The sequence below is a fragment of the Hyphococcus luteus genome (assembly GCF_002943565.1).
GTDB classification, from domain to species: domain Bacteria; phylum Pseudomonadota; class Alphaproteobacteria; order Caulobacterales; family Parvularculaceae; genus Hyphococcus; species Hyphococcus luteus.
This window is the reverse complement of sequence record NZ_PJCH01000010.1, coordinates 1-23,084: the sequence shown is the minus strand read 5'-3', so window position 1 is coordinate 23,084 and position 23,084 is coordinate 1. Positions and strand designations below refer to the sequence as shown.

Annotated in this window: 17 protein-coding genes; 1 reads left to right on the top strand and 16 read right to left on the bottom strand. The window is 61.0% G+C overall.

All coding sequences use genetic code 11. From position 1 onward, the window contains the following. Nucleotides 1-37 precede the first annotated feature (37 nt). From CW354_RS13195 to CW354_RS13185, 3 genes are read right to left on the bottom strand one after another with little or no spacing between them, the layout of a single operon-like run. Nucleotides 38-1,501, bottom strand: coding sequence for an efflux transporter outer membrane subunit (locus CW354_RS13195; RefSeq protein ID WP_104830570.1), 1,464 nt, complete (start codon nt 1,499-1,501; stop codon nt 38-40). After that, a complete protein-coding gene (locus CW354_RS13190) occupies nt 1,498-4,677 on the bottom strand; it encodes an efflux RND transporter permease subunit (protein ID WP_104830569.1) in 3,180 nt (1,059 codons plus the stop codon). Before CW354_RS13190 ends, CW354_RS13195 begins: the two co-directional genes overlap by 4 nt. A 31-nt stretch (nt 4,678-4,708) precedes the next feature. Then, complete coding sequence (locus tag CW354_RS13185) at nt 4,709-5,854, bottom strand: efflux RND transporter periplasmic adaptor subunit (RefSeq protein WP_104830568.1); 1,146 nt, start codon at nt 5,852-5,854, stop codon at nt 4,709-4,711. Between the two features lie 218 nt (nt 5,855-6,072). On the opposite strand from CW354_RS13185, the gene CW354_RS13180 reads away from it, so the two are divergent. Further along, nucleotides 6,073-6,669: a TetR/AcrR family transcriptional regulator gene (locus CW354_RS13180; RefSeq protein ID WP_104830567.1), complete on the top strand. Its 597-nt coding sequence runs from the start codon at nt 6,073-6,075 to the stop codon at nt 6,667-6,669. Nucleotides 6,670-6,675: 6 nt separating this feature from the next. On the opposite strand, the gene folD is transcribed toward CW354_RS13180, so the two are convergent. From folD to zwf, 13 genes are all read right to left on the bottom strand, one after another. Beyond that, a complete protein-coding gene (folD, locus tag CW354_RS13175) occupies nt 6,676-7,542 on the bottom strand; it encodes a bifunctional methylenetetrahydrofolate dehydrogenase/methenyltetrahydrofolate cyclohydrolase FolD (protein WP_104830566.1) in 867 nt (288 codons plus the stop codon). Between the two features lie 224 nt (nt 7,543-7,766). Continuing rightward, entirely contained in the window at nt 7,767-8,648 is an 882-nt protein-coding gene (locus tag CW354_RS13170; protein WP_104830565.1) for a LysR substrate-binding domain-containing protein, read from the bottom strand. A 60-nt stretch (nt 8,649-8,708) separates the two neighbouring features. Continuing rightward, entirely contained in the window at nt 8,709-9,749 is a 1,041-nt protein-coding gene (locus CW354_RS13165; protein ID WP_104830564.1) for a bile acid:sodium symporter family protein, read from the bottom strand. Between the two features lie 198 nt (nt 9,750-9,947). After that, the gene (locus tag CW354_RS13155) at nt 9,948-10,721 is read right to left on the bottom strand and encodes an HD domain-containing protein (protein WP_207764797.1); all 774 of its coding nucleotides are present in this window, start codon (nt 10,719-10,721) and stop codon (nt 9,948-9,950) included. 156 nt (nt 10,722-10,877) lie between these two features. Further along, nucleotides 10,878-13,166 carry a TonB-dependent receptor gene (locus CW354_RS13150; RefSeq protein WP_165793697.1) on the bottom strand — a complete coding sequence of 763 codons (2,289 nt, stop codon included), beginning with the start codon at nt 13,164-13,166 and terminating at the stop codon, nt 10,878-10,880. A gap of 155 nt (nt 13,167-13,321) precedes the next feature. Then, nucleotides 13,322-15,472: a PQQ-dependent dehydrogenase, methanol/ethanol family gene (locus CW354_RS13145; RefSeq protein ID WP_104830560.1), complete on the bottom strand. Its 2,151-nt coding sequence runs from the start codon at nt 15,470-15,472 to the stop codon at nt 13,322-13,324. 136 nt (nt 15,473-15,608) lie between these two features. Beyond that, nucleotides 15,609-16,316 carry a VOC family protein gene (locus tag CW354_RS13140; protein ID WP_165793696.1) on the bottom strand — a complete coding sequence of 236 codons (708 nt, stop codon included), beginning with the start codon at nt 16,314-16,316 and terminating at the stop codon, nt 15,609-15,611. A gap of 270 nt (nt 16,317-16,586) precedes the next feature. Further along, complete coding sequence (locus CW354_RS13135; RefSeq protein WP_104830558.1) at nt 16,587-17,270, bottom strand: VOC family protein; 684 nt, start codon at nt 17,268-17,270, stop codon at nt 16,587-16,589. 174 nt (nt 17,271-17,444) lie between these two features. Continuing rightward, nucleotides 17,445-18,065, bottom strand: a complete 621-nt coding sequence (gene eda, locus CW354_RS13130; protein ID WP_104830557.1) for a bifunctional 4-hydroxy-2-oxoglutarate aldolase/2-dehydro-3-deoxy-phosphogluconate aldolase — start codon at nt 18,063-18,065, stop codon at nt 17,445-17,447. Further along, the gene (glk, locus tag CW354_RS13125) at nt 18,055-19,053 is read right to left on the bottom strand and encodes a glucokinase (protein ID WP_104830556.1); all 999 of its coding nucleotides are present in this window, start codon (nt 19,051-19,053) and stop codon (nt 18,055-18,057) included. Before glk ends, eda begins: the two co-directional genes overlap by 11 nt. After that, a complete protein-coding gene (gene edd / locus CW354_RS13120) occupies nt 19,046-20,890 on the bottom strand; it encodes a phosphogluconate dehydratase (protein WP_104830555.1) in 1,845 nt (614 codons plus the stop codon). The genes glk and edd overlap by 8 nt, the downstream gene beginning before the upstream one ends. 22 nt (nt 20,891-20,912) lie before the next feature. Beyond that, nucleotides 20,913-21,614, bottom strand: coding sequence for a 6-phosphogluconolactonase (gene pgl, locus CW354_RS13115; RefSeq protein ID WP_104828002.1), 702 nt, complete (start codon nt 21,612-21,614; stop codon nt 20,913-20,915). Nucleotide 21,615: 1 nt separating this feature from the next. Continuing rightward, complete coding sequence (zwf, locus tag CW354_RS13110) at nt 21,616-23,076, bottom strand: glucose-6-phosphate dehydrogenase (RefSeq protein ID WP_104830763.1); 1,461 nt, start codon at nt 23,074-23,076, stop codon at nt 21,616-21,618. Between the last annotated feature and the right edge of the window lie 8 nt (nt 23,077-23,084).

Below are 23,084 nucleotides of genomic sequence, written 5' to 3'. Positions count from 1 at the left end.
GCAGCAAAGCCCGCCAAGGGCCGGCGGAAAGCTGGGATTAGTTCTCAGCGTCCGCCGCCACGGGGAAACCGGCGAAGGCGCGGTAGATCTCCACCGCATTGGTCGCCGCTTCGAGTTTTAACAGCACCAGCTCTTGTTGCGCTGCGTAATCGGCGCGCTGGGCGTCGAGAACGGCGAGATAGTCATCGACGCCGTTCTGGAAGCGCGCATCGGCGAGTTTGAAAGTGGCGGCGGCGGCGTCCGCGAGTTTCTGCGTCGCATCCATGCGTTCAGCCAGGGTGGCGTTGGTCGCCAGCACATCCGCAACGTCGCGGAACGCCGCCTGGATCGATTTTTCATATTCGCTGAGGGCGATGTCACGGTCGATCTTCGCGCCGGACAGCTGCGCAAGATTTCGCCCGCCGGTGAAAATCGGCAGGGACACTGAGGGCGCGAAACTCCACACCCCGGTTCCCCCGGAAAACAGACTGGAAAGTTCGCTGCTCGTCGAGCCGGCGCTCGCCGTCAGGAGAATGCGCGGGAAGAACGCCGCGCGGGCGGCGCCGATATTGGCGTTAGCGGCGCGCAGCCGCCGCTCGGCGGCGAGAACGTCGGGCCGCGCAAGGAGAACGTCGGAAGAAAGCCCGGCCGGCGCCGCCTCCGGCACGTCGATCTCGCTCAAAGACGGCGTCTCGCTAAGCCCGGACGGCAAGCCTGTTCCGAGAAGGAGCCGCAGGGCGTTTTCATCGCGCCGGATTTGCGTCTCAAGCGCGGCGGCGTCGGCGCGCGCCCTTTGCACGGAGGTTTCAACGCGCTGCACGTCAAGCGCGTTGCCAAGGCCGTTGTCCACAAGCTCTTGGGTGAGGGTCAGCGAATCCTGCTGGCTTGTCACCGTGTCCTGCGCAATCTGCTGGCGCTCGCGGTCGGCGAGAAGCCGGAAATAGGCATTGGCGACTTCCGCGACGAGAGAGATTTCCGCCGACCGGCGCGCTTCCTCGGTCGCGAAATAGGTTTCGAGCGCCTCCGCGTTCAAACTTCTGACGCGGCCGAAAAGATCGAGCTCATAAGCGCTGACGGCGCCTTCGGCGGAATATTGTTCGATGGTGAGAGGCTCGCTCCGGGCGCCGCCGCCCGCCGCGCTCGCAGCGCCGATGGAGGCGTTTTCCCCGATGCGCTGGCGCAGATAGCTTCCTTCTGCATTAACGGTCGGCAAGCTGTCCGAACGCTGCACGCGGTAAAGCGCCCGCGCGCGCTCCACATTCAAAACCGCAACGCGCAGATCGCGATTGTATTCAAGCGCAGTTTCGATAAGCGTCCCAAGCGTCGGGTCGGTCACCACGGCGCGCCAGCCGGCGAGCTGCGGCGCAGCCGTCGCCGCCGCGTCGCTGTAAGGGAACGCATCATCGACCGGCGCGTCCGGGCGCTCGTAATCCGGCACCATGGTCAGGCTCGTGCAACCGGAAAGCACGACCGCAAGCGCGACGGCGGACGCCGTCTTCAATGACAGAAACGGAAATCTCATTCAGCCGCTCCGGGTTGCGGTTTCATGGCTTCCGCCGGCGCCGCCGCGGCGCGCGAGCCGAAAAGGCGGCGCACAAGCACATAAAAGAGCGGGGTGAAGAAGAGACCGAGAAACGCCGCCGTCAGCATGCCACCGAGCACGGCGGCGCCAATGGCGTTGCGCCCTTCCGCGCCGGCGCCCGAACTCAACACAAGCGGCGTCACGCCGAGCCCGAAGGCGAAGGATGTCATCAGGATCGGCCGCAGGCGAACCCGCGCCGCCTCGATCGCCGACTCCACCGCCGAACGGCCCTGTTTTTCAAGTTGGCTCGCAAATTCGACAATGAGAATGGCGTTCTTCGCGGAAAGGCCGACAGTCGTCAAAAGGCCGACCTGGAAAAAGATGTCATTGGGCAGGCTGCGCATGAGCGCCGCAAGCGTCGCCCCCATGACCCCGAGAGGCACGATCAAGAGGACCGACATCGGGATGCTCCAGCTTTCGTAAAGCGCGGCGAGACACAGGAAAACGACAAGAAGGGAAAGCGCGTAAAGCAACGTGGTCTTCGACCCGCTTTCGATTTCCTCCCGCGAAACGCCCGTCCATTCGATGCCGAAGCCGGAGGGCAGCTGCCCGGCCAGTTTCTCAATCGTCATCATGGCTTCGCCGGAACTGACGCCTGGCGCGGCCGAGCCCTGAATCTGCGTCGAGGACACGCCATTATAGCGTTCGAGCTTCGGCGCGCCGGTGGTCCAGGAAATATCGGCAAAGGCGGCGAAAGGCACCAGCTCGCCTTGCGCGTTCGGAATGCGCCAGAGTTTCAGGTCTTCCGGAGAACTGCGGTAAGGCCCGTCCGCCGCGAGATAAACGCGTTTAACGCGCTCACGGTCGATGAAATCATTCACATAGACGCCGCCCATGGCCGCCGCGAGCGTGGAATTGATTGTGGACAGCTCAAGGCCCATGGCCTGCGCGCGCCGCTGGTCGATGTCGACCTTGAGTTGCGGTTCTTCGCTGAGGCCGTTGGGCCGCACGCCCACGAGCGTCGGTTCTTGGGACGCCATGCCGAGCATTTGATTGCGCGCATTCACCAGCGCTTCGCGTCCCTGTCCGCTGCGATCCTGTATATAAAAGTTAAAGCCGCCAGCCTCGCCCAGCCCCGGCACGGAAGGGGGACCGAAAGCGAAGACCTGTGCATCGCGGATTTGCGAGAAAGCGGCCATGGCGCGCTGAATGACTGCGTCCTGGCTTTGGTCTTTACGCTTGCGCTCTTCCCAATCCTTGAGCGGCACGAAGGCGATGCCAGTATTCTGCCCGCTGCTGGCGAAATTGAAGCCGGCGATCGTAAAGTATCCGCTGATCGTATCGTACTCTTCTTCTTCGTGGCGCAAATGCGCCTTGATCTGATCAAGCACTGCGAGGGTGCGGTCATAAGTGGCGCCCGCCGGCAGCTGCACCTGCACCATCATCCGCGCCTGGTCTTCATTGGGCAGGAATGACGTCGGCAGGCGAGAGAAGAAAAACCCGGTCGCGCCGCTCAAAACGAGAAAGATGATGAAGAAGCGGGACGACCGGCTGATCACGGCCCTGGCGCCGCTCAAATGCCGGCGCGCGCCCGCATTGAAAACCGAATTGAAAAGCCGCAACGGCGTCGCCAGTCTGTGGGCGAGCGATCCGGGCTTGGGCTCATTTGAAGAATCGCGCGGCTTCAAAATCGTGGCGCACAGCGCCGGCGTCAGGATGACCGCCGTCAGCACCGACAACGCCATGGCGGTGACGATTGTAATCGAGAACTGACGATAGATAACGCCGGCCGTGCCGCCGAAAAACGCCATGGGCACGAACACCGCGGACAACACCGCGCCGATGCCCATGATGGCGCCGGTGATCTGCGACATCGCCTTTCGCGTCGCCTCGCGCGGCGGCAGCCCCTCCTCGTCCATGACCCGGTCGACATTTTCAATGACGACGATGGCGTCGTCGACGAGAAGACCGATGGCGAGCACCATGGCGAGCATGGTCAGCGTATTGATGGAAAAGCCGGCGGCGAGCAGAATCGTAAATGTGCCGAGAAGAACGACAGGCACCGTGATCATGACAATCGACGTCGCGCGAAGGTTCTGCAGGAACAGGAACATGATGATCGAGACGAAGATCGCCGCCTCAATCAGCGTCTTCACCACTTCCTTGATCGACTCGCGGATAAACGGCGTCGAGTCGACGGGATAGACGATGGAGAGGTTCGGCGGCAAAAAGGCGGTGAGTTCGTCAATGCGCGCCTTGACCGCATCGGCGGTGCGCAGCGCATTGGCGCCGGGCGCAAGCTGGATCGCCATGCCGGAGGCCGGAATGCCTCTGTATTCCGTGATCCGGTTATAACTCTCGCTGCCGATTTCAATGCGCGCCACATCGCCCAGCCTGACCTGCGAGCCGTCTTCGAGCGTGCGCAGCGCGATGGCGGCGAATTCCTCAGGCGTCTGCATCAGCGACTGCACCGTGATGGTGGCGTTCAATTGCTGGCCGGACATGTGCGGTCCGCCGCCGATCTCGCCGCCGGTCACCTGCGTGTTCTGCGCGCGGATGGCGGTGACGACCTCTTGCGTGGAAAGCCCGTAATTCGCCAGCTGGAACGGGTCGATCCAGATCCGCAGGGCGTATTGCGACCCGAACAACATGGTTTGACCGACGCCCGGCACGCGGCTGACCGGATCCCGCCAGTTCGAAGCCAGATAGTCCGCAATGTCGGGCTCCGTCAGCGTGCCTGAACTGTCGATCAACGCCACGGCGAGAAGAAACCCAGAACGCGCCTTGTTGACGGTGACGCCCTGACGCTGCACCTCCTGCGGCAGAAGCGGAGTCGCCAGCGCGAGTTTGTTCTGAACCTGGACCTGCGCAATATCGGGATCGGTTCCCGACTCGAAGGTCAGCGTCATTGCCATCGTGCCGTTGGCGTTCGAACTGGCGGAGATGTAACTGAGATTGTCGATCCCCTTCATCTGCTGTTCGATCACCTGGGTGACCGCGTCTTCCATCGCTTTCGCGGAAGCGCCGGGATAGGCGGCGCTCAGTGAAATCGACGGCGGCGCGATGTCGGGATATTGCTCAAGCGGCATGTTGAGCAGGCTGATAACGCCTGCAAGCATCGCAATAATCGCGATGACGCCTGCAAAAATCGGCCTTGATATGAAGAAATTCGACACGGGGGGATAGCCTCTAAACGCGCTGACGCCGCTACTGCATGCCGGATGAATTGGACGCAGCCACGGCGCCGTCGCTCGCAGGTGAAGACAGCTCAACGGGGCTCACCTCGGCGCCCGGACGGATGCGCTGAAACCCTTCAACAACGATCCGTTCGCCGGGTTTGAGCCCGGAGGCGATCAGCCATTTGTCTCCGATAGCGCGATCGACCTTGACGATCCGCTCCTCGATCTTGTTGTCCGCATTGACCACATAGACGACGCCTTCGCCCTGCGGATTGCGGGTGACCGCCTGTTGCGGAACCAGAATCGCATCGTCGCGCGCGCCTTCGATAATTTCCGCGCGCACGAACATGCCGGGAAGCAGCAATCCTTCCGGGTTGGGAAAGACGGCGCGCAAGGTGATCGACCCGGTTCCGGGCTCGACATTCACTTCCGTCAACGCGAGTTGGCCGGGATGCTCATAAGCGCCGCCATCCTCAAGGGTGAGATTGACTTCAAGCTGGCCGTCGTCGAGCGTTTCAAGCTCGCCGCTCGCGAGCTTGCGTTTCAGGCGCAACAATTCCGCGCTTGACTGCGAGACGTCCACGTAAATCGGATCGAGCGCATTGATAATGGCGAGCTCCTGCGCCTGATTGGCGTTGACGAGCGCGCCGCTGGTCACGAGGGTGCGCCCGATGCGCCCGTCGATCGGCGCCTTGATGGTCGTGCGTTCAAGATCGATCTTCGCGCTTTCAAGCGCCGCACGCGCCAGCGCCACTTCCGCACGCGCCTGTTTGGCGGCGGCGGCGGCGTCGTCAAAATCCTGCTTGCTGACGCCATTGACTTTCACAAGGCGCGCAAACCGTTCTTCGCGATTTTCCGCGGCGACAACCATGGCCTCGGCCCGCGCCATGGAAGCCGCGGCGCTGTCGACCGCCGCCTGATAAGGCGCCGGGTCGATCTGATAGAGCGGCTGGCCGGCGGCGACGGCGGCGCCTTCCTCGAAAGTCCTCTCCAGAATGATGCCGGAAACCTGCGGACGCACTTCAGCAACCCGGTAAGAAGCCGTCCGGCCCGGCAACGTCACCGACAGCCGGACGGTTTGCGTCTTCACCGTTTCCACGGCGACTTCCGGCGCCGGGCGCTGCATGGCGGCGTTTTGTTCGCCGCCGCACCCGACGAGCAGGGCCGCAGCCATGACGGGCAAACTCAGGTTCCTAATCATAGATATAACTAATGGCATCAAAGGCGCTTTCGACCGGTCTCCAGGACAGAAATAAACCCCCAAAAGCGTAAGAATTTCTGAGGGCTTGATTAGAATGAACGTTTATTCTAAATATTCTTTTACACGACGAATGCGCCGCTGGCAAGCGTTTTTGTGCGGCGCAATAAGCTTGAGAGGAGACTGCGATAGGCATGTCCGAGGCCCTGGCGAAACCCGCAGACGCCCGCCGCGAACGCATATTAAGGGCGGCGGAACGCAGTTTTATCGCGAGCGGCTTCCATGGCGCGCGCATGGCTCAGATCGCCAAAGAAGCGAAAATGAGCCCCGGGCACATCTATCACTATTTCGAGAGCAAGGAGCAGATCATCGCCGAGATGATCCGCGCCCATTTCGACGAAAAGCTGGAGACCCTCGAACGCTACCGGCACGCGGGCGACAAGCTTGTCGACATGATGATCGAAAACCTCTCCGACAGCTTTGCCACAGACACCGACCCGTTCTGGTCCACGCTGATGCTGGAAATCGCCGCGGAAGCCACCCGCAATGACGAGATTGCGGCGTCTATCCGCAACATGAATGCGGACATGAGGGCCAAAGTGCTGAGTTATCTGCGCGAAAACGTCGACGTTGACGATTTGGAGGCGCGGCTCGAAGTCTTCGTCGCTCTGATCCAGGGGCTCGGCATCCGCAACATCATCAATCCCGATATCGACAAGGAAGCGGTCGTTCGAATTGCGCGCGACATTGTCGAGCTTCTCTTCCGCCGCCCGAGCAAGCGGAACGCCTAGAAATTCTCAGTTTTTCTTTGCAGCCATCCGCTCCGCGGAATCGATCGTGTTTTCAAGCAGCATGGTCACGGTCATCGGTCCGACGCCGCCCGGCACCGGCGTGATGTAAGACGCCTTTTTCGAAACGCTTTCGAAATCGACATCGCCCACAAGCTTGCCGTCCGGCAGGCGGTTGATGCCCACGTCGATCACCACCGCGCCGGTCTTGACCATTTGTCCAAGAATGAGATTGGGCACGCCCGCCGCCACCACGAGGATGTCGGCGAGGATCGTAAACTGGGCGAGATCGCGCGTCTTGGCGTGGCAGATGGCGACGGTGGCGTCCTGCCCCATCAACATGATCGCCATCGGCTTGCCGACAATGTTCGACGCGCCGACCACGACGACATTCTGGCCTTCGACCTTGATATTCTCACTTTCGAGCATCTTGACGACGCCGTAAGGCGTGCAGGGCGGAAAGAAATCGCCCTTGCCCAGAACGAGCCCGCCCACATTGTAAAGATGGAAGCCATCCACATCCTTTTCCGGCGAAATGGTTTCGAGGACGCGCTCCATATCGATGTGCTTGGGCAGCGGCAGCTGCACCAGAACGCCATGCACGCCCGTATCGGCGTTGAGTTGATGAACGAGCACCACAAGCTCTTCCGTCGTCACCGACGCATCGAGCCGGTGCGTATAGGACTTAATGCCGACCGCCTCGCAGGCGCGCACCTTGTTGCGGACGTAAACAGCGGACGCCGGGTCTTCGCCCACAAGAACAACGGCGAGGCCCGGCGTCACGCCGGCCTTTTCCTTCAATGCGTCAACCCGGATCTTGCACTCGTCGCGGATTTTCGCCGCCACTTTGTTGCCGTCGATGATTTTCGCCGTCATGCTGTCCTGTCTGCTTGTGGCTCGGTGAGAAAATTGTTTGCAGGACATACAATTTCCGCCCGCCGCCGACAACCGCTCTATACCCCATTCCGAGCAGCTTCGCCTATCGGACCCTTTTGACTTCCTTCCTGGCGGCTTATTGCGCCGCCAGAAAGGGTTTGCGGGCCATAAACCAGCAAATGAAGGCGTTCCGCAGCGGCGAAAAATAGGCGCAACGGCGGCGTCTATTGGGGAATATCGACGTCGCCGAGCCCCAGCCCGCCCTCGAGAATGACATTGGCGAGCGCGGCGACCGGCGGCGCCATGGCGCGGGTCGCGCTGACGACCACGAATTCCACCTCGCCGAGCTCGGGCAGATGCACGCCGTCCTGCGGAACGATCAGCGACAGCGGCGTCAAATGGCGGGATTGGGCCGAAATCCCGAGCCCCGCCTCCACTGCGGCGAGAATGCCGCTTAGACTGCCGCTGGTGCAGGTGATGCGCCATTCGCGCCCTGCATTTTCAAGCGCTTCGATCGCGCCCGAACGGGTGATGCTGGGCGGCGGGAACGTAACGAGCGGCACCGGCCGGTCGGCCCAGAAATCGAAATCCTCGCTGGCGATCCAGACGAGCTTTTCACGCCAGACAGTCTCGCCGCGGTCGTCGCCTTTCCTGCGCTTCGAAAACAAAAGATCGAGTTCTCCGTTTTCAAGCTTTTCGTAAAGCGGCTCTGCGAGCCCGACCGACAGTTCCAGATCGACCGATGGGTTGGACCGCCGGAAGCTCTTCAGCACCGAGGCAAGGCGCGACAAGACGAAATCTTCCGAGACGCCGAGCCGCACCCTGCCCCGTAAAGCCGAAGCGGCGAAATGCGCATGAGCGCGCTCTTCGATTTCGAGAATGCGCTGGGCGAATTCCAGCATCGCCGCCCCGTCGGCGGTCAGGGTGACCGTATGGGTGTCCCGGACCAGAAGCCGGCGGCCCACGGCGCGTTCAAGGCGCTTGATATGCTGACTGACTGTCGATTGCTGCAGGCCCAATTTTCGGCCGGCAGCCGTGAAGCTGTTCGCGCCCGCCACCGCGAGGAACGATCTAAGCAAAACCGGATCAAAACCACGATTGTTCATAACGTTTTATGATAACGCCTTATAAGGAAGCGCACAGCGCCTGCAAACTGAATAAAATGGTTAAGGCGCCGCCGGCTTGACCCCGCTGGCGAGTTGGCGGTCGGCCTCATGCCGGTAAGCGCGCGCGACAAAGGCGCAGACGATGAGCTGCATCTGGTGAAAGATCATCAAGGGCAGCACCACGGCGCCGACCGACGCGGCGGGGAAGAGAATGCTGGCCATGGGAACGCCGGTGATCAGCGATTTTTTCGAGCCGCAAAACACGACCGTGGCCTCGTCGGCCAGAGACAGGTTCAGATAGCGCGAAACCGACCGCATGGCGAACATGACGATCATCAAAACGACGAAGCAGACACCCACGAGGATCGCCAGCTGGTCCGGCGAAATGGAGCTCCAGATGCCGTTGACCATCGCCTTGCCGAAAGCGGCGTAAACCATGATCAGCACCGAGCCCCGGTCCACAATGCCGACAACCGATTTATGACGCGCCAGAATGGGCCCGAGACGCGTCTGAAACAGCTGGCCGACAAGGAACGGCGCAAGGATCGAGCCGACGATCGACGTCCAGGAATCGAAGCTGACGGCGCTGTGCCGGGAAAGCAGAAGCCCGGCCAGCAAAGGCGTGATGAAAACGCCCGAGAGATTTGACAGCGAGGCCGAGCACACGGCCGCCGGCACATTGCCGCGCGCAATCGAAGTGAAGGCGATGGACGACTGCACCGTGGACGGCAGGCAGCACAAAAAGAGAAGTCCGGCGTAAAGGGAGCTGTCGATAACGCGTCCGCTTAACGGACTGAGCGCCAGACCGATCACCGGGAACAAAAGGAAAGTGCTGCCGAAAACAATGAGATGCAGCCGCCAGTCGCGCACCCCCGCAATGACCGATTTGCGCGAAAGATTGGCTCCATGCAGAAAAAACAGAAGAATGATCGCACAGCGTCCGACAATGTCGGTGGCTGCGACGAAACCGCCTCTCGCCGGAAAAAGCGAGGCCAGCACGACAGTTCCGACCAGGGCCAGCGTGAACACATCCGGCGTCAGCGCGACCCATAACGGGCGTTTTGCGGGAACCTCCCCTCCTCCCAGCTGCTCAGACGTCATTTGAGGCCCCACCGCCTTGTATTTGTTCGAACCAATTTAGCGACAGCGCGCGAAACCATCAGTATCCGGACAGCCCCCGCCCGCGCCGCCGCGCAAACGGCCGGCTCATTCCACCTGGACACGGAAATCATCGTGAAGAGCCCTCTCGCGCCGCAGTTTGCGCCCCGTTCCGATCTCATTCAGATCGACTGACGACGGCTAGAGAGCCCGCGTCGGCCACATGATCGTGCGCCACATATGAGCGCTCGGACTGTGGTCAAAACCGAGCCCCTCGTCAGGCTGCCGGAAATGACGTCCAATCAGGTCGGTGAATTCCTCGATCTCAAGTTTTCTCACATTGGGATCGAACGCATAAACATCGTTCATGGTGATATAGCGCCCGGTCCTGTACCATTTGTGATTGCGGGCGCGTTCATAAGCTTCTCGGATGTAAGGCTCCGGAACGAAGTCTTCCCCGAAATATTTGATATAGGCTTCAGGATATTCATAGCCCATCTCTTCGTCCGGATAGAAGCGAATATACTGATGCGCCTCCACCGCCCAGGCGACTTCTTCATCCACATAGGGCTCAAGAAGCTGTCGGCCCCAATAGCCATGATCGCCGGAAATGAAACTCGTCACGCTGATGTCGTGCACGAGACATGCGAACGCCACCTTCTCGCCATAGCCATTGTTAAGGGCAAGCCTGGCGCTCTGCATGAGATGCTGAGTGTTGCACATGCGCTGTTTGAAAAAATCGATCAGAGTCGGCTTTTCCGGCATTTCGGAAAGCCGCGGATCCGGCCCCATCAGTCCAAGATTGCCCGAAGCGACAAGCTTGTCGAAATCATGCGTGAAAGTGGTCGGGTCTTCCGCGCCCGAACGATAAATCGTCGAGCGGATCGGGACATGCTCGAAACCGGCCTCAAGCTCGCGGGCCATCCGGTCTTCCAACTCGTCCGCACGTTCCGATGATGAAAGCTTATGTTGCAACTCAAACTCCTAAGTCAAAGGAAGCGTTGCGGCAGAATTTTCACAGCACAGCGCCTATTGGTACCCGAGCCTATCAGATCACAGTCATTACGAAACATAATCCAAAAGCCGGTTTGCGGGAGGAAGGGGGAAGGACCTTCCTCCCGCGTAATTTCGCTAGAAGTTTCTCTTTAGCGAAATACCCCACTCGGCTCCGGGAGCGGGAACCCCTTTGATCTGCCAGTTCCCGGAGACGTAGTTCTTCCGATAGAAGTACTTCTCATCGGTGATGTTGTAGCCGATGACCGAGAATTCCCAATCTTCGTCATTGTCGACGAAGGTCAGGCGCAGATTCGCCACGCCATAAGAGTCGATCTTGAGCTCTTCGAGATTGCGCGTGTCAGGATATTGCTCGGACTGGAAGGCGTAGTCGCCATTCAGATAGAGCGACCCGTATTCCGTGAAGAACGGCAAGGTCGCGTTGAAGCCCAGATTGAACTGCCATTCCGGCGTATAAGCCTGGGTGGAATCCAGCGTCGGCCCGTTGGTCGCCGCAAAAGCGGCGGCCGGACCGAGGTCCTGATACTGGAAGTCGGTGTAGCTGACCGAACCGTAAAGGAAGACCGACTGATTCACGTCCGCTTCGAATTCGGACTCAATGCCCCAAATTCGCGCTTCGGCGGCGTTGGTGACCACCGAGACCGGGAAGGCCTCGCCGGCGACGATCGAGTCGATGCGGCCGTTGAGCTGGATGCCCTTATATTTGGCGTAATAGCCGGTGTTGTTCCAGCGCACGCGGCTGTCGAAGAACTCGCTGCGGACGCCCGCTTCGTAGCTCGTCACCTCTTCCGGTCCAAACGGCGTCACCGACTGAAGATTCGCCGGACGCGGATTGAAGCCGCCGCCGCGGAAACCGGTCGAGACGTTGAAATAGACCATGTGATCGTCATTGACCTGGTACTGAATGCCGGCGCGCCAGTCCGTCCGGTCGTAAGAGGTCGTCGCCGGCACATCGAGGCCGCCCGGGAAAACGCCGCTGGGCGTGCCCGGAATATCGTTCTCGATGAAGCGATAGACCTTGTCTTCCGATGTCCGGCGAATGCCGCCAATCAGGGTCAGGGCGTCGGTGAGGTCGTACTCCACATGGAGGAACCCGGCATAGTTTTCATGCTCGGGATAGCTGTCGACCTGGATCGCGAAGTTGAACGGCACGGCTTGAATAGTGCCGATGTCGCGCTGGGTGGCGTCATAATAGAAGCCGCCCAGAGTCCAGTGCAGACGGTCGTCCATGAACGCGCCATTTATCCGGAGCTCCTGGCTGAACTGCTCGTGTTTTTGCGTGTCGATAACGCCGTCCGTCGCCAGCGGCGAGGAGTCCGAGTCATAGGACCAAGTGCCGGCGATGCTGCGCCAGGCCGAAATCGACTGGATGTTGAGAGTCGGGCTCAATTCCCAGTCCATCGTCAGCGTGGCGTCTTTCGTCAACATCGTCGCCTGCGGGGAGAAGTCGAGACCGTAATACGGGTCTTCGAAGGTTGCATAGCTCGAATAATTGTCCGGCGGCAGGAAGCGTTCGTCGTAAGGAACGCCGTAAACCGTCTCGAAGAACGGCACGCCCGGCATGCTCGGTTCTTCGTAGCCCGAATAACCCGACGGATCGACGAAGAGCAAAACATCAGCCGCGCCGCCCGAATTGTCGTCGATATAGTTGCCGGACAGGTTCGCCTCGAAATTATCGGACGGAGTCCAGCGGAACTGGATACGCGCGCCGTTGACCCGGCTGTTGCCGAGGGTGCCGCGCTTACAACTTTGCGCCGGCTGCTCGTCGCGAACCGTATGAGGCGCAGACGTGTCGCCGACCAAATCCGGATTGACGCAGCCAAAGTCGAGAAGCTGCACGACCCCGTCCTGACTTTCGGAGAAGGCCGAAACGCGCATCGCCAGATCTTCGGCGAGACCGACATCGAACGCGCCTTTGAAGCGCAGGAGATTCCGGGAGCCGGTCTCAGCGCTTAGGTAACCGCTGTTATCGCCCTGCGGCTTCGCCGAGATAAGCTTCACGGCGCCGCCGATGGCGTTTTTGCCGTTCAGCGTGCCCTGAGGCCCGCGCAGAATTTCCGCACGCTCAAGGTCGATCAGCTTCAGCAGGAGGCCGAATGACGGTCCGAGATAGACATCGTCGATGTAAAAAGCGACGCCCGGTTCGATGTTGAAGTTGTAATCGTTGGCGCCGACGCCGCGGATATAAGCGCCCATGGTTTTGCCGCCGTAAGGGCCCGTCGAGCGGAAGTTCACGCTCGGCGCGATCTTCGCAAGATCCTGCGTGTCGGTGATGCCGCGCTGCGTCAGATCTTCGCCGGTCACCGCCGTGATCGCCAGCGGCGTTTCCTGCAGGTTCTGCTCGCGGAACTGCGCGGTGACGACGATTTCGTCCTGCGCCTGGGCGAGGCCCGGGAGCGCTACCATTGCACCCAAAGCCGTCGCCGCCATCAGACTTGTCTTTATTCGACGGCGCGCCGCCGCCCCTTTCTTTATCACTCCGTACTCACCCATTTTAGCCTCCCTTGCTTGGTTTTTTTGCCTACCCCCCTAGTTCAGGCAGACATGTTTCTTCAGCAGTCTTAGTACCAGCGCGCGTTATCCACCGGCACGTTATGTCGACCCCGCGATATGTATTCGTAGAGAAGGTCGACATCCTCTTGCGTCAGCTCGTCCCCGAAATTCGGCATGCCACGCGGCACAAGAGCTCCTTCAAGAAGAATCGAACGGAATGTGTCTTTGCCCAGCTCCGGCACGCGCGAAAGATTGGGCAGCATCGGCGTGCCCCCGCCCGTCGAGTGGCAGCCGGCGCAATTCAGATAAAGCTCTGAAGCCGCCGCAAGTTTGTCTTCACCCAATGGCGGCAGCGACGCATTTTGCGGCGCCGGACCGAGCGGCGTCTCGCGTTTCTTGGGCGTTGGGATTTCGCCGCCGCCAAGTTTGAAGACGAGAAGACGACCGGTGTTCTCATAGGTTTTCACAGCAGCGTCGTCGCCGATGGTGATCATCCCTGAGCCGCCATAGCCGGCGAGCAGAGCCACATATTGAACGCCGTCCGCCATATAGGTGACAGGCGCGGCCATGGCGCTGTTGCCCGTGAAAAGATGAAGCAAGCGCTCCCCGGTTTCGGCGTCATAGGCGCTGAAATAACCGTCGCCGGAAGCATGAAAAAGGAGATTGCTCGCGGTCGTCAGCGCGCCGCTGTTCCACGTCGTCGACAGCGGGATCTTCCATTTGATCTCCCGGTTCGCAACGTCCCAGGCTTTCAGGAAGCCGCCCTTCTCCACCTCCGGCTGGCCCGCCGTCATGCGCTCGAGATGGCGCGCCGGCACGCCAATGTCATAGAAGTAACGAAAGCCCGGTTTGGTGCTCTGGACCCATGGCACGTCGAGCGCCGGAATATAGGCAAGGCCTGTCTGCGGATTGAACGACATCGCCTGCCAGTCATGGGCGCCGTTCGGATTCGGATAGACAAGCTGGTCTTCTTTGAAGAAATTCGCCTGTTCGGTCAGCACCGGACGGCCGGTCTTCATGTCAACATGGCTCGCCCAGTTGGCGACGCCGTATTTGTCCGCGCCCAGAAGTTCGCCCGTCTCCCGGTCAAGCAGATAGAAAAAACCGTTCTTGGGCGCCTGGAAAAGCACTTTGCGCTGCTTCCCATCGACTTCCATGTCGGCGAGAATGATGGAGTTGGTGGCCGTGTAGTCCCACATGTCGCCGGGCGTCGTCTGGTAATGCCAGGCGAGCTTGCCGGTGTCGGCGTCGACGGCGACGATGGATGAGACGTAAAGATTGTCGGTTTTATCGTTCGGACGCTGACGTTTCCACGAACCGCCATTGCCGGTCCCGATGTAAAGCAGGTTGAGCTCCGGATCGAACGCCATGGCGTCCCAGGCGGTGCCGCCGCCTTTGCCTTTCCAGATCGGATCGTCCGGCCAGGTCTCAAGCGCGGCTGCGACGTCCTCGTTTTCGGGCGCCGCGTCCGGCCCTTCAGGCACGATCCAGAACCGCCAGTCCTCCTCGCCGGTCTTGGCGTCGTAAGCGGTCACGTAACCGCGCACGCCGCGGTCCGCGCCGCTATTGCCGATGACGACCCGGCCATTGATCACGCGCGGCGCGCCGGTGAGCGTGTAAGGGCGGTCGGGATCTTCAATCGTGTCGACGATCCAGGCGGGCTTGCCCGTCTCGGCGTCGAGCGAAATCAGGCGCCCGTCAAGCGTGCCGAAAAAGACATTGCCGTCATGAACCGCAACGCCGCGATTGACGACATCGCAGCAAAGCATGCGCCCGATGCCGCGCGGCACTTTCGGATCATAGCTCCAAAGCGTTTCGCCGGAGACGGCGTCGAAAGCAAAGACGCGGCTCCATGTGCTGGTGACGTAAATCACGCCGTCCACGACAATGGGAGTCGCCTCAAGGCCGCGCGTCGAGTCCATGTCGCTGACCCAGGCAAGACCAAGCTCGCCGACATTTTCTTTATTGATCTGCGTCAGCGGCGAGAAATACTGCTCGTCATAACCGCCGCCGCGCACGCGCCATTCCGAACCGTCGCCTTCGAGCATGGCGGCCTCGGCGACCGGATCGGCGGCGGCTTCGGAGACAGCCGCCTCCGCGCCGGACTCCCCGCTTGCGACATCCGTCTGCGGCGCGCCCTCATCGCGGCTGCAGCCGAAAGCCGCCGCTGCGAGAGCCGCCAAACCAATCCGGACAATCATCGGCCGATTACGCTTCATTCTTTAAGCCCCTCATGGCGCCGAACCTTCCGGTTCGGACAAACTTCCCCTTTCCAGGCCGAGCAAGGCTCGATACCTGGCGCCTTTGTTTCAATTGCTCGATAAACTCTCAGTACTCTGACGCTGACTCAGGCCCTCATTCTTCCAACTCGGCGGCATCGCTGTACCGCTCATTCAGCTCGATGACCTGACCGTCGGGGTCAACGACATAGATGCTTTTGCCGCGCGGAGAGACGAGCGGCTCGGAAACGAAACGGATGCCCGCTTTTTTCATCTTGGCGAGAATGGCGTCGAGATCCGTGACCATATAGGCGTTGTAGCCCTTGCCGCGAATATTCGCGGTCGGATTCTCGTTGATCGTTTCGTCGAGGGGCACGCCCTTGATTTCCCAGAATTCGATCTGCGGAACATGCGTTCCGTAGCTCGGCCCGCCGGGCATAGTGACGATGGCGTGCCGGTATTGGGCGCCCGGCTGCCCTAGAAGAACGTTCATCCGATCGTTCATCGGCGGATCTTCGCTGATATCCTGGATTTTCATGACCTGTTCGAAGCCGAGAATATCCACGTAGAAATGCAGCGATTTCTCCATGTCAGCCACGAAGAGATGCGTGTGCTCGAGACCGTAGACGCCGGCCTTGTTCGGCTTGATCGGCTCCGGATCGTCGACCTTGGGACGATTAAACCAAGCCATGCCGGTAGGCGGCCCGTATTCCAGCGGCGTGGGGTAAAGACCCGAATCCGCCGCGGCGGCGCCCTTGTCTTCAGCGACGGCCGCCCCTTGCGTCAGCACGGCCAGCGCCAAGCCAGCGGCAACGCCTCTCGCATTGAGATTTGTGATAAACATTTTTCCTCCCATCCCCCTCCTCTTCCGGGAGGCGCTTACGCATGGAATGTCTTGAAATGCGCTTTTCCGGCTTCTTAGCGGCCTTTGCGCGGGTTTTTTCGTTATTTCCCGTGAGGTTTTCACAACTCTCTTGGGATTGGAACGGCTTCTCTGACGCTGACTGAAATCGCAATTCATGATGACGGGCAGGTCATTTTCGGAAGCGGCGGGCCGGAGACGCCTCTAAAGAAGCATGCCTAGCCGACCGCTCCCGCAGAAATTGTATAATCCTTATTTCTCGCCGAAAGGCTTCGGAAACTGGTCGAGTTCGACGATCTGGCCGTCGGGGTCGATGGCGTAGACGCCGGAGATTTCGTCATTGATGAAGACTTGCTTGGAAACGAACTTCACGCCCTTGGCCTTCATCTTTTCGATAAGGCCGGCGAGGTCTTTCACCCGGTAAGCGTTGTAGCCTTTGCCCTGAAGGTTCATGGCCGGATTGTTCTTAAGCGTTTTATCGAGCGGCACGCCGCTGATTTCCCAGAGTTCGATCCCCGGCACATGCCGGCCATAAGATGCGCCGCCCGGCATGGCCAGCATGGCGGTGCGGAAGGACGCCTTGCCGCCGAAGCCAAGCATCTCGTTCATCAGCTCGTCCTTGCCGATGTCGCGCACATCCGTGACCAGATGGAAACCGAGCAGGTCGACATAAAACTCGATGCATTTTTCGATGTCGCCGGTGATGACGTGGGAATGCTCAAGCCCGTAAACGCCCATCTCGTTGGTTTCGAGCGGCAGCGGATGCTTCACTTCCGGCAGGTTGTATTCAACCGGCGCACGATCTTCGCGGCTCGTGGGCGTCTTTTCGTCCTGGCTCTCGGCGGCGCAGGCGGTGACCGCCAGAAGCGCAGTCGCGCCGGCCAGGCAAGCTTGCCGCCCCCATGCGCGCCCAGAAAAGAGTCGATCCGATTTCATGATAAAGGTCCTCCCTATTTGACCGTCTTAATAGCCCGCCGCATGCTCTGTTTCCGAGCTGTTTATCGGCTTCGGCTAACAAAGGTCACACAGGGCGGCGCTTTGCGCTAGCTGGCTGAGCGCACTCAACTTAATCACGATTCATGATTTTCGAGCGGCCCCCGCGACGGCCGCTCAGGCCATTTGCGCGGCTCGGCGCGCATTGGCTTCTATAGCAGTCCAGTCGCCTTTGGCGATTGTCTGTTTTGTCGCAATCCAAGACCCGCCCACACAAGCGACATTGGAAAGAGCCAGATAGTCCGGCGCCTTTTCTGCGCTGATAGAACCGGTGGGACAGAACATGATCTCCGGCAAAGGCCCCGCAAGCGCTTTTAAATATGCAATCCCGCCGGCGGGCTCCGCCGGGAAAAATTTCAACGCCTTGAAGCCAAGCTCCGCTGCGGTCATCGCCTCGCTCGCGGTCGCAACGCCGGGCAATGACGGCGCGCCGCTGTCCGCGAGCGCTTTCAGAAAGGAAAGACCGGCGCCGGGGCTGACGAGAAAGGCGGCGCCGGCGGCGAGGGACTGCTCAATGTCGTCGCCCGTCCGCACCGTGCCCATGCCGACAATAAGATCGGGCGCGGCGTCCTGCATGGCTTTCAGCGCATCGAGCGCGCAATCGGTTCTTAAAGTCAGCTCGACGACGCGCAATCCGCCCGCCGCCAGCGCGCGCGCCAGCGGCGCCGCGTTTTCAAGCTCGGCGACTTCAAGAACGGGTATGACGCTCGCCGCATCGACGATCTCTTCAATCTGCATTGCCCGCTCCCTTGTCGGCGCCCTTCGCCATCTCGGCGCCCTTCGCCATCGCCGCCGCGCCAAGCAGCGCGGTTCCGTCGCTGATAATCAACCGCACCGGCACGTCTTCCAGATAATATTGCATGCGCCCTTTATCGAGAAAGCGCTCGACAAAGGCGCTTTTCAAAAACAGCTCGCGAATTTTCGGCAGGATGCCGCCGCCGAGCACGACGCCGCCGCGCGCGCCGGCGCCGAGCACCGCGTCGCCCGCTACGCGGCCGAGAAGCGCGCAAAACATATTCGCGGTTTTTACAGCGATCGGATGCGTTCCCTTGATCGCGGCGGCCGTGATTTCATCGGCCCGCATAGGATCACAATCCACATCTTCGATTTCACAGAGCGCCCGGTAAATATTGACCAGCCCGATGCCGGAAACCACGCGCTCCACCGAAACCCGCGCGTGCTCGCGCCGGATGAACTGCATCAGCGCAATCTCTTCATCGGTGCGCGGCGCGAAGGAGACATGCCCGCCCTCCGTCGAGACGACGCGCTCGCGGTTCCCGAAGGGAACAATCAGCGCTTGCCCCAGCCCCGTGCCCGGCCCCATGACGAGCGTCGGCGCATGGGGATCGCCTGCGCCCGCTTTGATTTCCAAAAAATCCTTGTCGCGCAGACTGCCGACGCCCGACGCCAGCGCCTCAAAATCATTGACGACGCGAAGCCGCGTCAAACAGAGCGCTTTTTTGAAGCCTTCGATATTGAGCACCCAGGGCGAGTTGGTGAACTCCACCTGTTCGTCGGTCACCGGCCCCGCCACAGCGAAACAGGCGGTTTTCGGTTTCACGGAAACGGCCTCAAGATAAGCGTGCGCGGCGGCCCGGATGGAGTCGAACTCTTCAGCGCGAAACGAACGCAGCTCTTCGACAGCGATCCCGCCATTTTTCATGTGCGCCAGAGCGAAGCGCGCATTGGTGCCGCCAATATCGGCGACAAGAAAAGGCTCAGTCATCGGCGTCAACCTGTTCCGCAAGCTGAAACGTCATCGCGCCCTGTTCGGCGCCAGAGACAAGACCGCGCATCCCCGCAAAGAGTTCGCGCCCGGCTCCCCATCGTTCCGCCGCAAGCTCAGGCGCTGTCATTTCACGCTCCGCCAGCTTACCGCCGCCCGTTTTCACTTCAAGGCGCCCGGCTTCGGCGTCGAGAAGAATGACATCGCCATCGCGGATTTTGCCGATGGCGCCGCCGTCGAGCGCTTCGGGCGTCACATGGATGGCGGCGGGGACCTTGCCGCTGGCCCCGGACATGCGTCCGTCGGTGACGAGCGCCACCTTGAAGCCTTTGTCCTGCAAAACGCCCAGCGGCGGCGTCAGCCGGTGCAGCTCCGGCATGCCGACAGCTTTCGGCCCTTGAAAGGGAACCACGGCGACGAAATCGCGATTGAGCTCGCCCGCCTTGAAGCGGTCCATGAGATCCTGCTGGGAATGGAAGACAATCGCCGGCGCCTCGACGACGCGGCGTTCGGGTTTCACCGCCGAGACCTTGATCACCGCACGACCCATATCGCCGTCGAGAACGGCGAGGCCGCCGGTTTTGGAGACGGGATCGCTCACAGGCCGCAAGACCTCTTCGTCGCCGGACTGCGCCGGCGCGGCGCGCCAGGAAAGCTTGCCGCCCTCAAGATGCGGCTCGCTTGCATAATGGGAAAGCCCCTCGCCCATGGCCGTCATCACATCTTCATGGGCGAGCCCCGCCTCGATCAGCTCACGGATGATAAAGCCGAGGCCGCCGGCCGCATGGAAATGGTTCACATCGGCCGAGCCGTTCGGATAGATGCGCGACAAGAGCGGCGTTACGCCGGAAAGCTCCGAGAAATCGTCCCAGTCGATGACGATCCCCGCCGCGCGCGCCATGGCGATGAGATGGATGGTGTGATTGGTGGAGCCGCCCGTCGCGTGAAGGCCGATGACGGCGTTGATAATGGCGCGCTCGTCGATGATGTCGCAGAACGGAATGTAATCCTCGCCGAGCGCGGTCGTCGCCGCCGTGCGCCGCGCCGTTTCCTTCACCATCGCCTCGCGCAGGGGCGTTCCCGGATTGACGAAGGCGGAGCCCGGAATATGAAGCCCCATCATCTCCATCATCATCTGGTTGGAATTCGCCGTGCCGTAAAAGGTGCAAGTGCCGGGCGAATGATAACTTTCGCTTTCCGCCTTCAACAATTCGTCGCGCCCGACCTTGCCTTCGGCGTAAAGCTGGCGCACCCGCGCTTTTTCGTCGTTGGATATACCGGAAGTCATGGGGCCTGCAGGCAAGAAAAGAATCGGCAGATGGCCGAACCGCGCCGCGCCGATGAAAAGCCCCGGCACGATCTTGTCGCACACGCCGAGCATCATGGCGCCGTCGAAAACATTATGGGAAAGCGAGACCGCCGCCGCCATGGCGATGACGTCGCGCGAGAAAAGCGACAGGTCCATGCCGGGCTGACCTTGCGTGACGCCGTCGCACATGGCCGGCACGCCGCCGGCGATCTGCGCCGTGGCGCCGACGCCGCCAAGCGTTTCTTTGATGATATCGGGATAGGCCCCGAGCGGCTGATGCGCGGAAAGCATGTCGTTATAAGCGGTGACGATGGCGATGTTCGGCCCGCCGCCTTTCGCAAGCGCGCGTTTTTCATCGGCCCCGCAGGCCGCGGCGGCGTGCGCAAGGTTTCCACACGATACGTGCGAGCGATGCGGGCCTTCCGAGGCGGCCGCGCGCATCTGTTTCAGATACGCCTCGCGCGTCTTCCGGCTTTTCTCGCGCACGCGGTCCGTCACCCGCGCCAGAACGTCATTCAGTTTCGCCACAGAAACTCCTTCGCCAAGCCCTTCACGGGGCCCAGCATACAGACAAATCGGGCCGCATGCGGATAATCGCGCGAACAGGCATGTCTTCGACCGGCCCGGCTTTTAACGCCTGCTCGAATACGCTTCGCTTTTCCACGCCCGTCATCAATAAACAGATATAATGCGCTTCGCTAACCGCGCCGAGTGTCAGCGTCATGCGATCGAGATGCTCTCCGGTCACGGCGCTTTTTTGCGCTTTCACCGCCGCAAGGCGCACGCCGCCGGCGTCAAGCGCACGACCGAGGCCCTGCGCATGAGGAAACCACGACGCCGTATGCCCGTCCGGCCCCATGCCGAGCACGACCACATCGAAAGATCCTTTCACTGTTTCATAGCGGGCTTCCGCCGCGGCCAAGCCTTCCGCCGGGGTCGGCGCATCGGACCACATCCCCACAAAGCGAACATCCGCGGCCCTGTTTTGTTGCAGCTTGGCGCACACGAAACTTTCATTCGAGCCCTCTTCGCCCGGCGCGACCCAGCGTTCATCCACCAAGGCCGCCGTCACGTTCGCCCAATCGAGATCGCGTTTCGACAAAGCCTCGTAAAGGCCCGCCGGCGTCGACCCGCCGGAAAGCGCCATCGCCGCCCCGCCCCGCTCTTCGAGCGCCCGGCGCAAGCGGTCTGCAACATCACCGGCAAGTTGCTCCGCCATGTCATCGCGCGAGGCAAAGTCGATCCGTTTCACCTCAGACGCCCTCGAACCATTCGCGCCCGTCCCGGTCGAGCATCATCGCCGCCTGAGCCGGGCCTTCCGTTCCGGCAGCGTATGCGTAAGCCGGCGTGCCGTCGGCCTCCCACGCCTCAAGAATGCCGTCGACCCAGCGCCACGCCGCCTCGACTTCGTCGCGCCGCATGAAAAGCGCGAGATCGCCGCGCACCACCGCCATCAAGAGCCGCTCATAAGCGTCCGGATAGCGCGCCTTGAATGCGTCGGCGTAAGAAAGGTTCAACGGCACATAGCGAAGACGCATGCCGCCCGGCCCGGGATCCTTGGTCACCAGCAACAACCGCACGCCCTCATCGGGCTGCAACCGGATGACCATGCGCGTCGGCGGCAAGGGCCCGCCGTCATTGATGAGCGCGTGGGCGACTTCCTTGAACTGAATGATAATCTCCGAACGCCGGTCTTTCATGCGTTTGCCGGTGCGCAGGTAAATCGGCATGCCCTTCCAGCGCCAGTTGTCGATATTGGCTTTGATGGCGACGAAGGTTTCGGTCGTGCTTTCAGCGCCCAACTCTTCGGCGTAACCCGGCGCCACTTCGCTGTCCGCGGCGCCCTTGCCGTACTGGCCGCGCACCGTTGTCTGGCGCGCATTGTCTTTCGTGATCGGCCGCAGCGCGCGCAACACCTTGATCTTTTCATCGCGCAGCGTGTCCGGCGAAAGGTCGAGCGGCGGCTCCATGGCGACGAGACATAAAAGCTGCAACAGATGGTTCTGCACCATGTCGCGCAGAGCCCCGGCCTTGTCGTAATAGCTGGCCCGCCCGCCCGCGCCGATGGATTCAGCCACCGTGATCTCGATATGATCGATGGCGTTGGCGTTCCACACCGGCTCGAAGAGCGAGTTCATGAAACGCAGCACGATCAGGTTCTGCACCGTCTCCTTGCCCAGATAATGATCGATGCGGAAAATCGACTCTTCCTCGAAGACCGCGCCCACCGCCTCGTTGATGGCGTGCGCGCTTTGAAGATCCGTGCCGATGGGCTTTTCAAGAACGATGCGCGCGCCGGGCGACTTCAATCCCGCCGCATCGATATTGGCGCTGACGGCGCCGTAAAGGCCGGGCGCGAGCGCGAGATAAAACACCCGCTGCTTGTCTTCTCCGCCGGAGAGCAGGTCTTTCAGCCGGGCCCAGCCCTCGCCGCCCTCTTTGACCGCGTCAAGCTCCGCATAATAAAGCTGGCTTGCGAAAGCCGCCCATTCGCTGTCGTCGATGATCTCATCGGGATGGAATTTGCGGAAACTTTCGATCGCCAGCTTGCGGAACGCGTCATCATCCATGGCCGTGCGCGATACGCCGACGATTTTCGATTCCGCCGGAATCTGGTTGTCGCGCCAGCGGTGAAACAACGCCGGAATGAGCTTGCGCAAAGACAGATCGCCCGCCGCCCCGAACACAACAAGATCGAAAGCGGTCACCGGAATGAAGTGCG

What these genes read in the sequence shown, in the direction of transcription:
- CW354_RS13195 (WP_104830570.1), bottom strand. Translation starts at nt 1,501, where the DNA reads ATGAGATTTCCGTTTCTGTCATTGAAGACGGCGTCCGCCGTCGCGCTT.
- CW354_RS13185 (WP_104830568.1), bottom strand. Translation starts at nt 5,854, where the DNA reads ATGGCTGCGGCCCTGCTCGTCGGGTGCGGCGGCGAACAAAACGCCGCC.
- CW354_RS13180 (WP_104830567.1), top strand. Translation starts at nt 6,073, where the DNA reads ATGTCCGAGGCCCTGGCGAAACCCGCAGACGCCCGCCGCGAACGCATA.
- folD (WP_104830566.1), bottom strand. Translation starts at nt 7,542, where the DNA reads ATGACGGCGAAAATCATCGACGGCAACAAAGTGGCGGCGAAAATCCGC.
- CW354_RS13170 (WP_104830565.1), bottom strand. Translation starts at nt 8,648, where the DNA reads ATGAACAATCGTGGTTTTGATCCGGTTTTGCTTAGATCGTTCCTCGCG.
- CW354_RS13165 (WP_104830564.1), bottom strand. Translation starts at nt 9,749, where the DNA reads ATGACGTCTGAGCAGCTGGGAGGAGGGGAGGTTCCCGCAAAACGCCCG.
- CW354_RS13150 (WP_165793697.1), bottom strand. Translation starts at nt 13,166, where the DNA reads ATGGTAGCGCTCCCGGGCCTCGCCCAGGCGCAGGACGAAATCGTCGTC.
- CW354_RS13145 (WP_104830560.1), bottom strand. Translation starts at nt 15,472, where the DNA reads ATGAAGCGTAATCGGCCGATGATTGTCCGGATTGGTTTGGCGGCTCTC.
- CW354_RS13140 (WP_165793696.1), bottom strand. Translation starts at nt 16,316, where the DNA reads ATGTTTATCACAAATCTCAATGCGAGAGGCGTTGCCGCTGGCTTGGCG.
- CW354_RS13135 (WP_104830558.1), bottom strand. Translation starts at nt 17,270, where the DNA reads ATGAAATCGGATCGACTCTTTTCTGGGCGCGCATGGGGGCGGCAAGCT.
- eda (WP_104830557.1), bottom strand. Translation starts at nt 18,065, where the DNA reads ATGCAGATTGAAGAGATCGTCGATGCGGCGAGCGTCATACCCGTTCTT.
- glk (WP_104830556.1), bottom strand. Translation starts at nt 19,053, where the DNA reads ATGACTGAGCCTTTTCTTGTCGCCGATATTGGCGGCACCAATGCGCGC.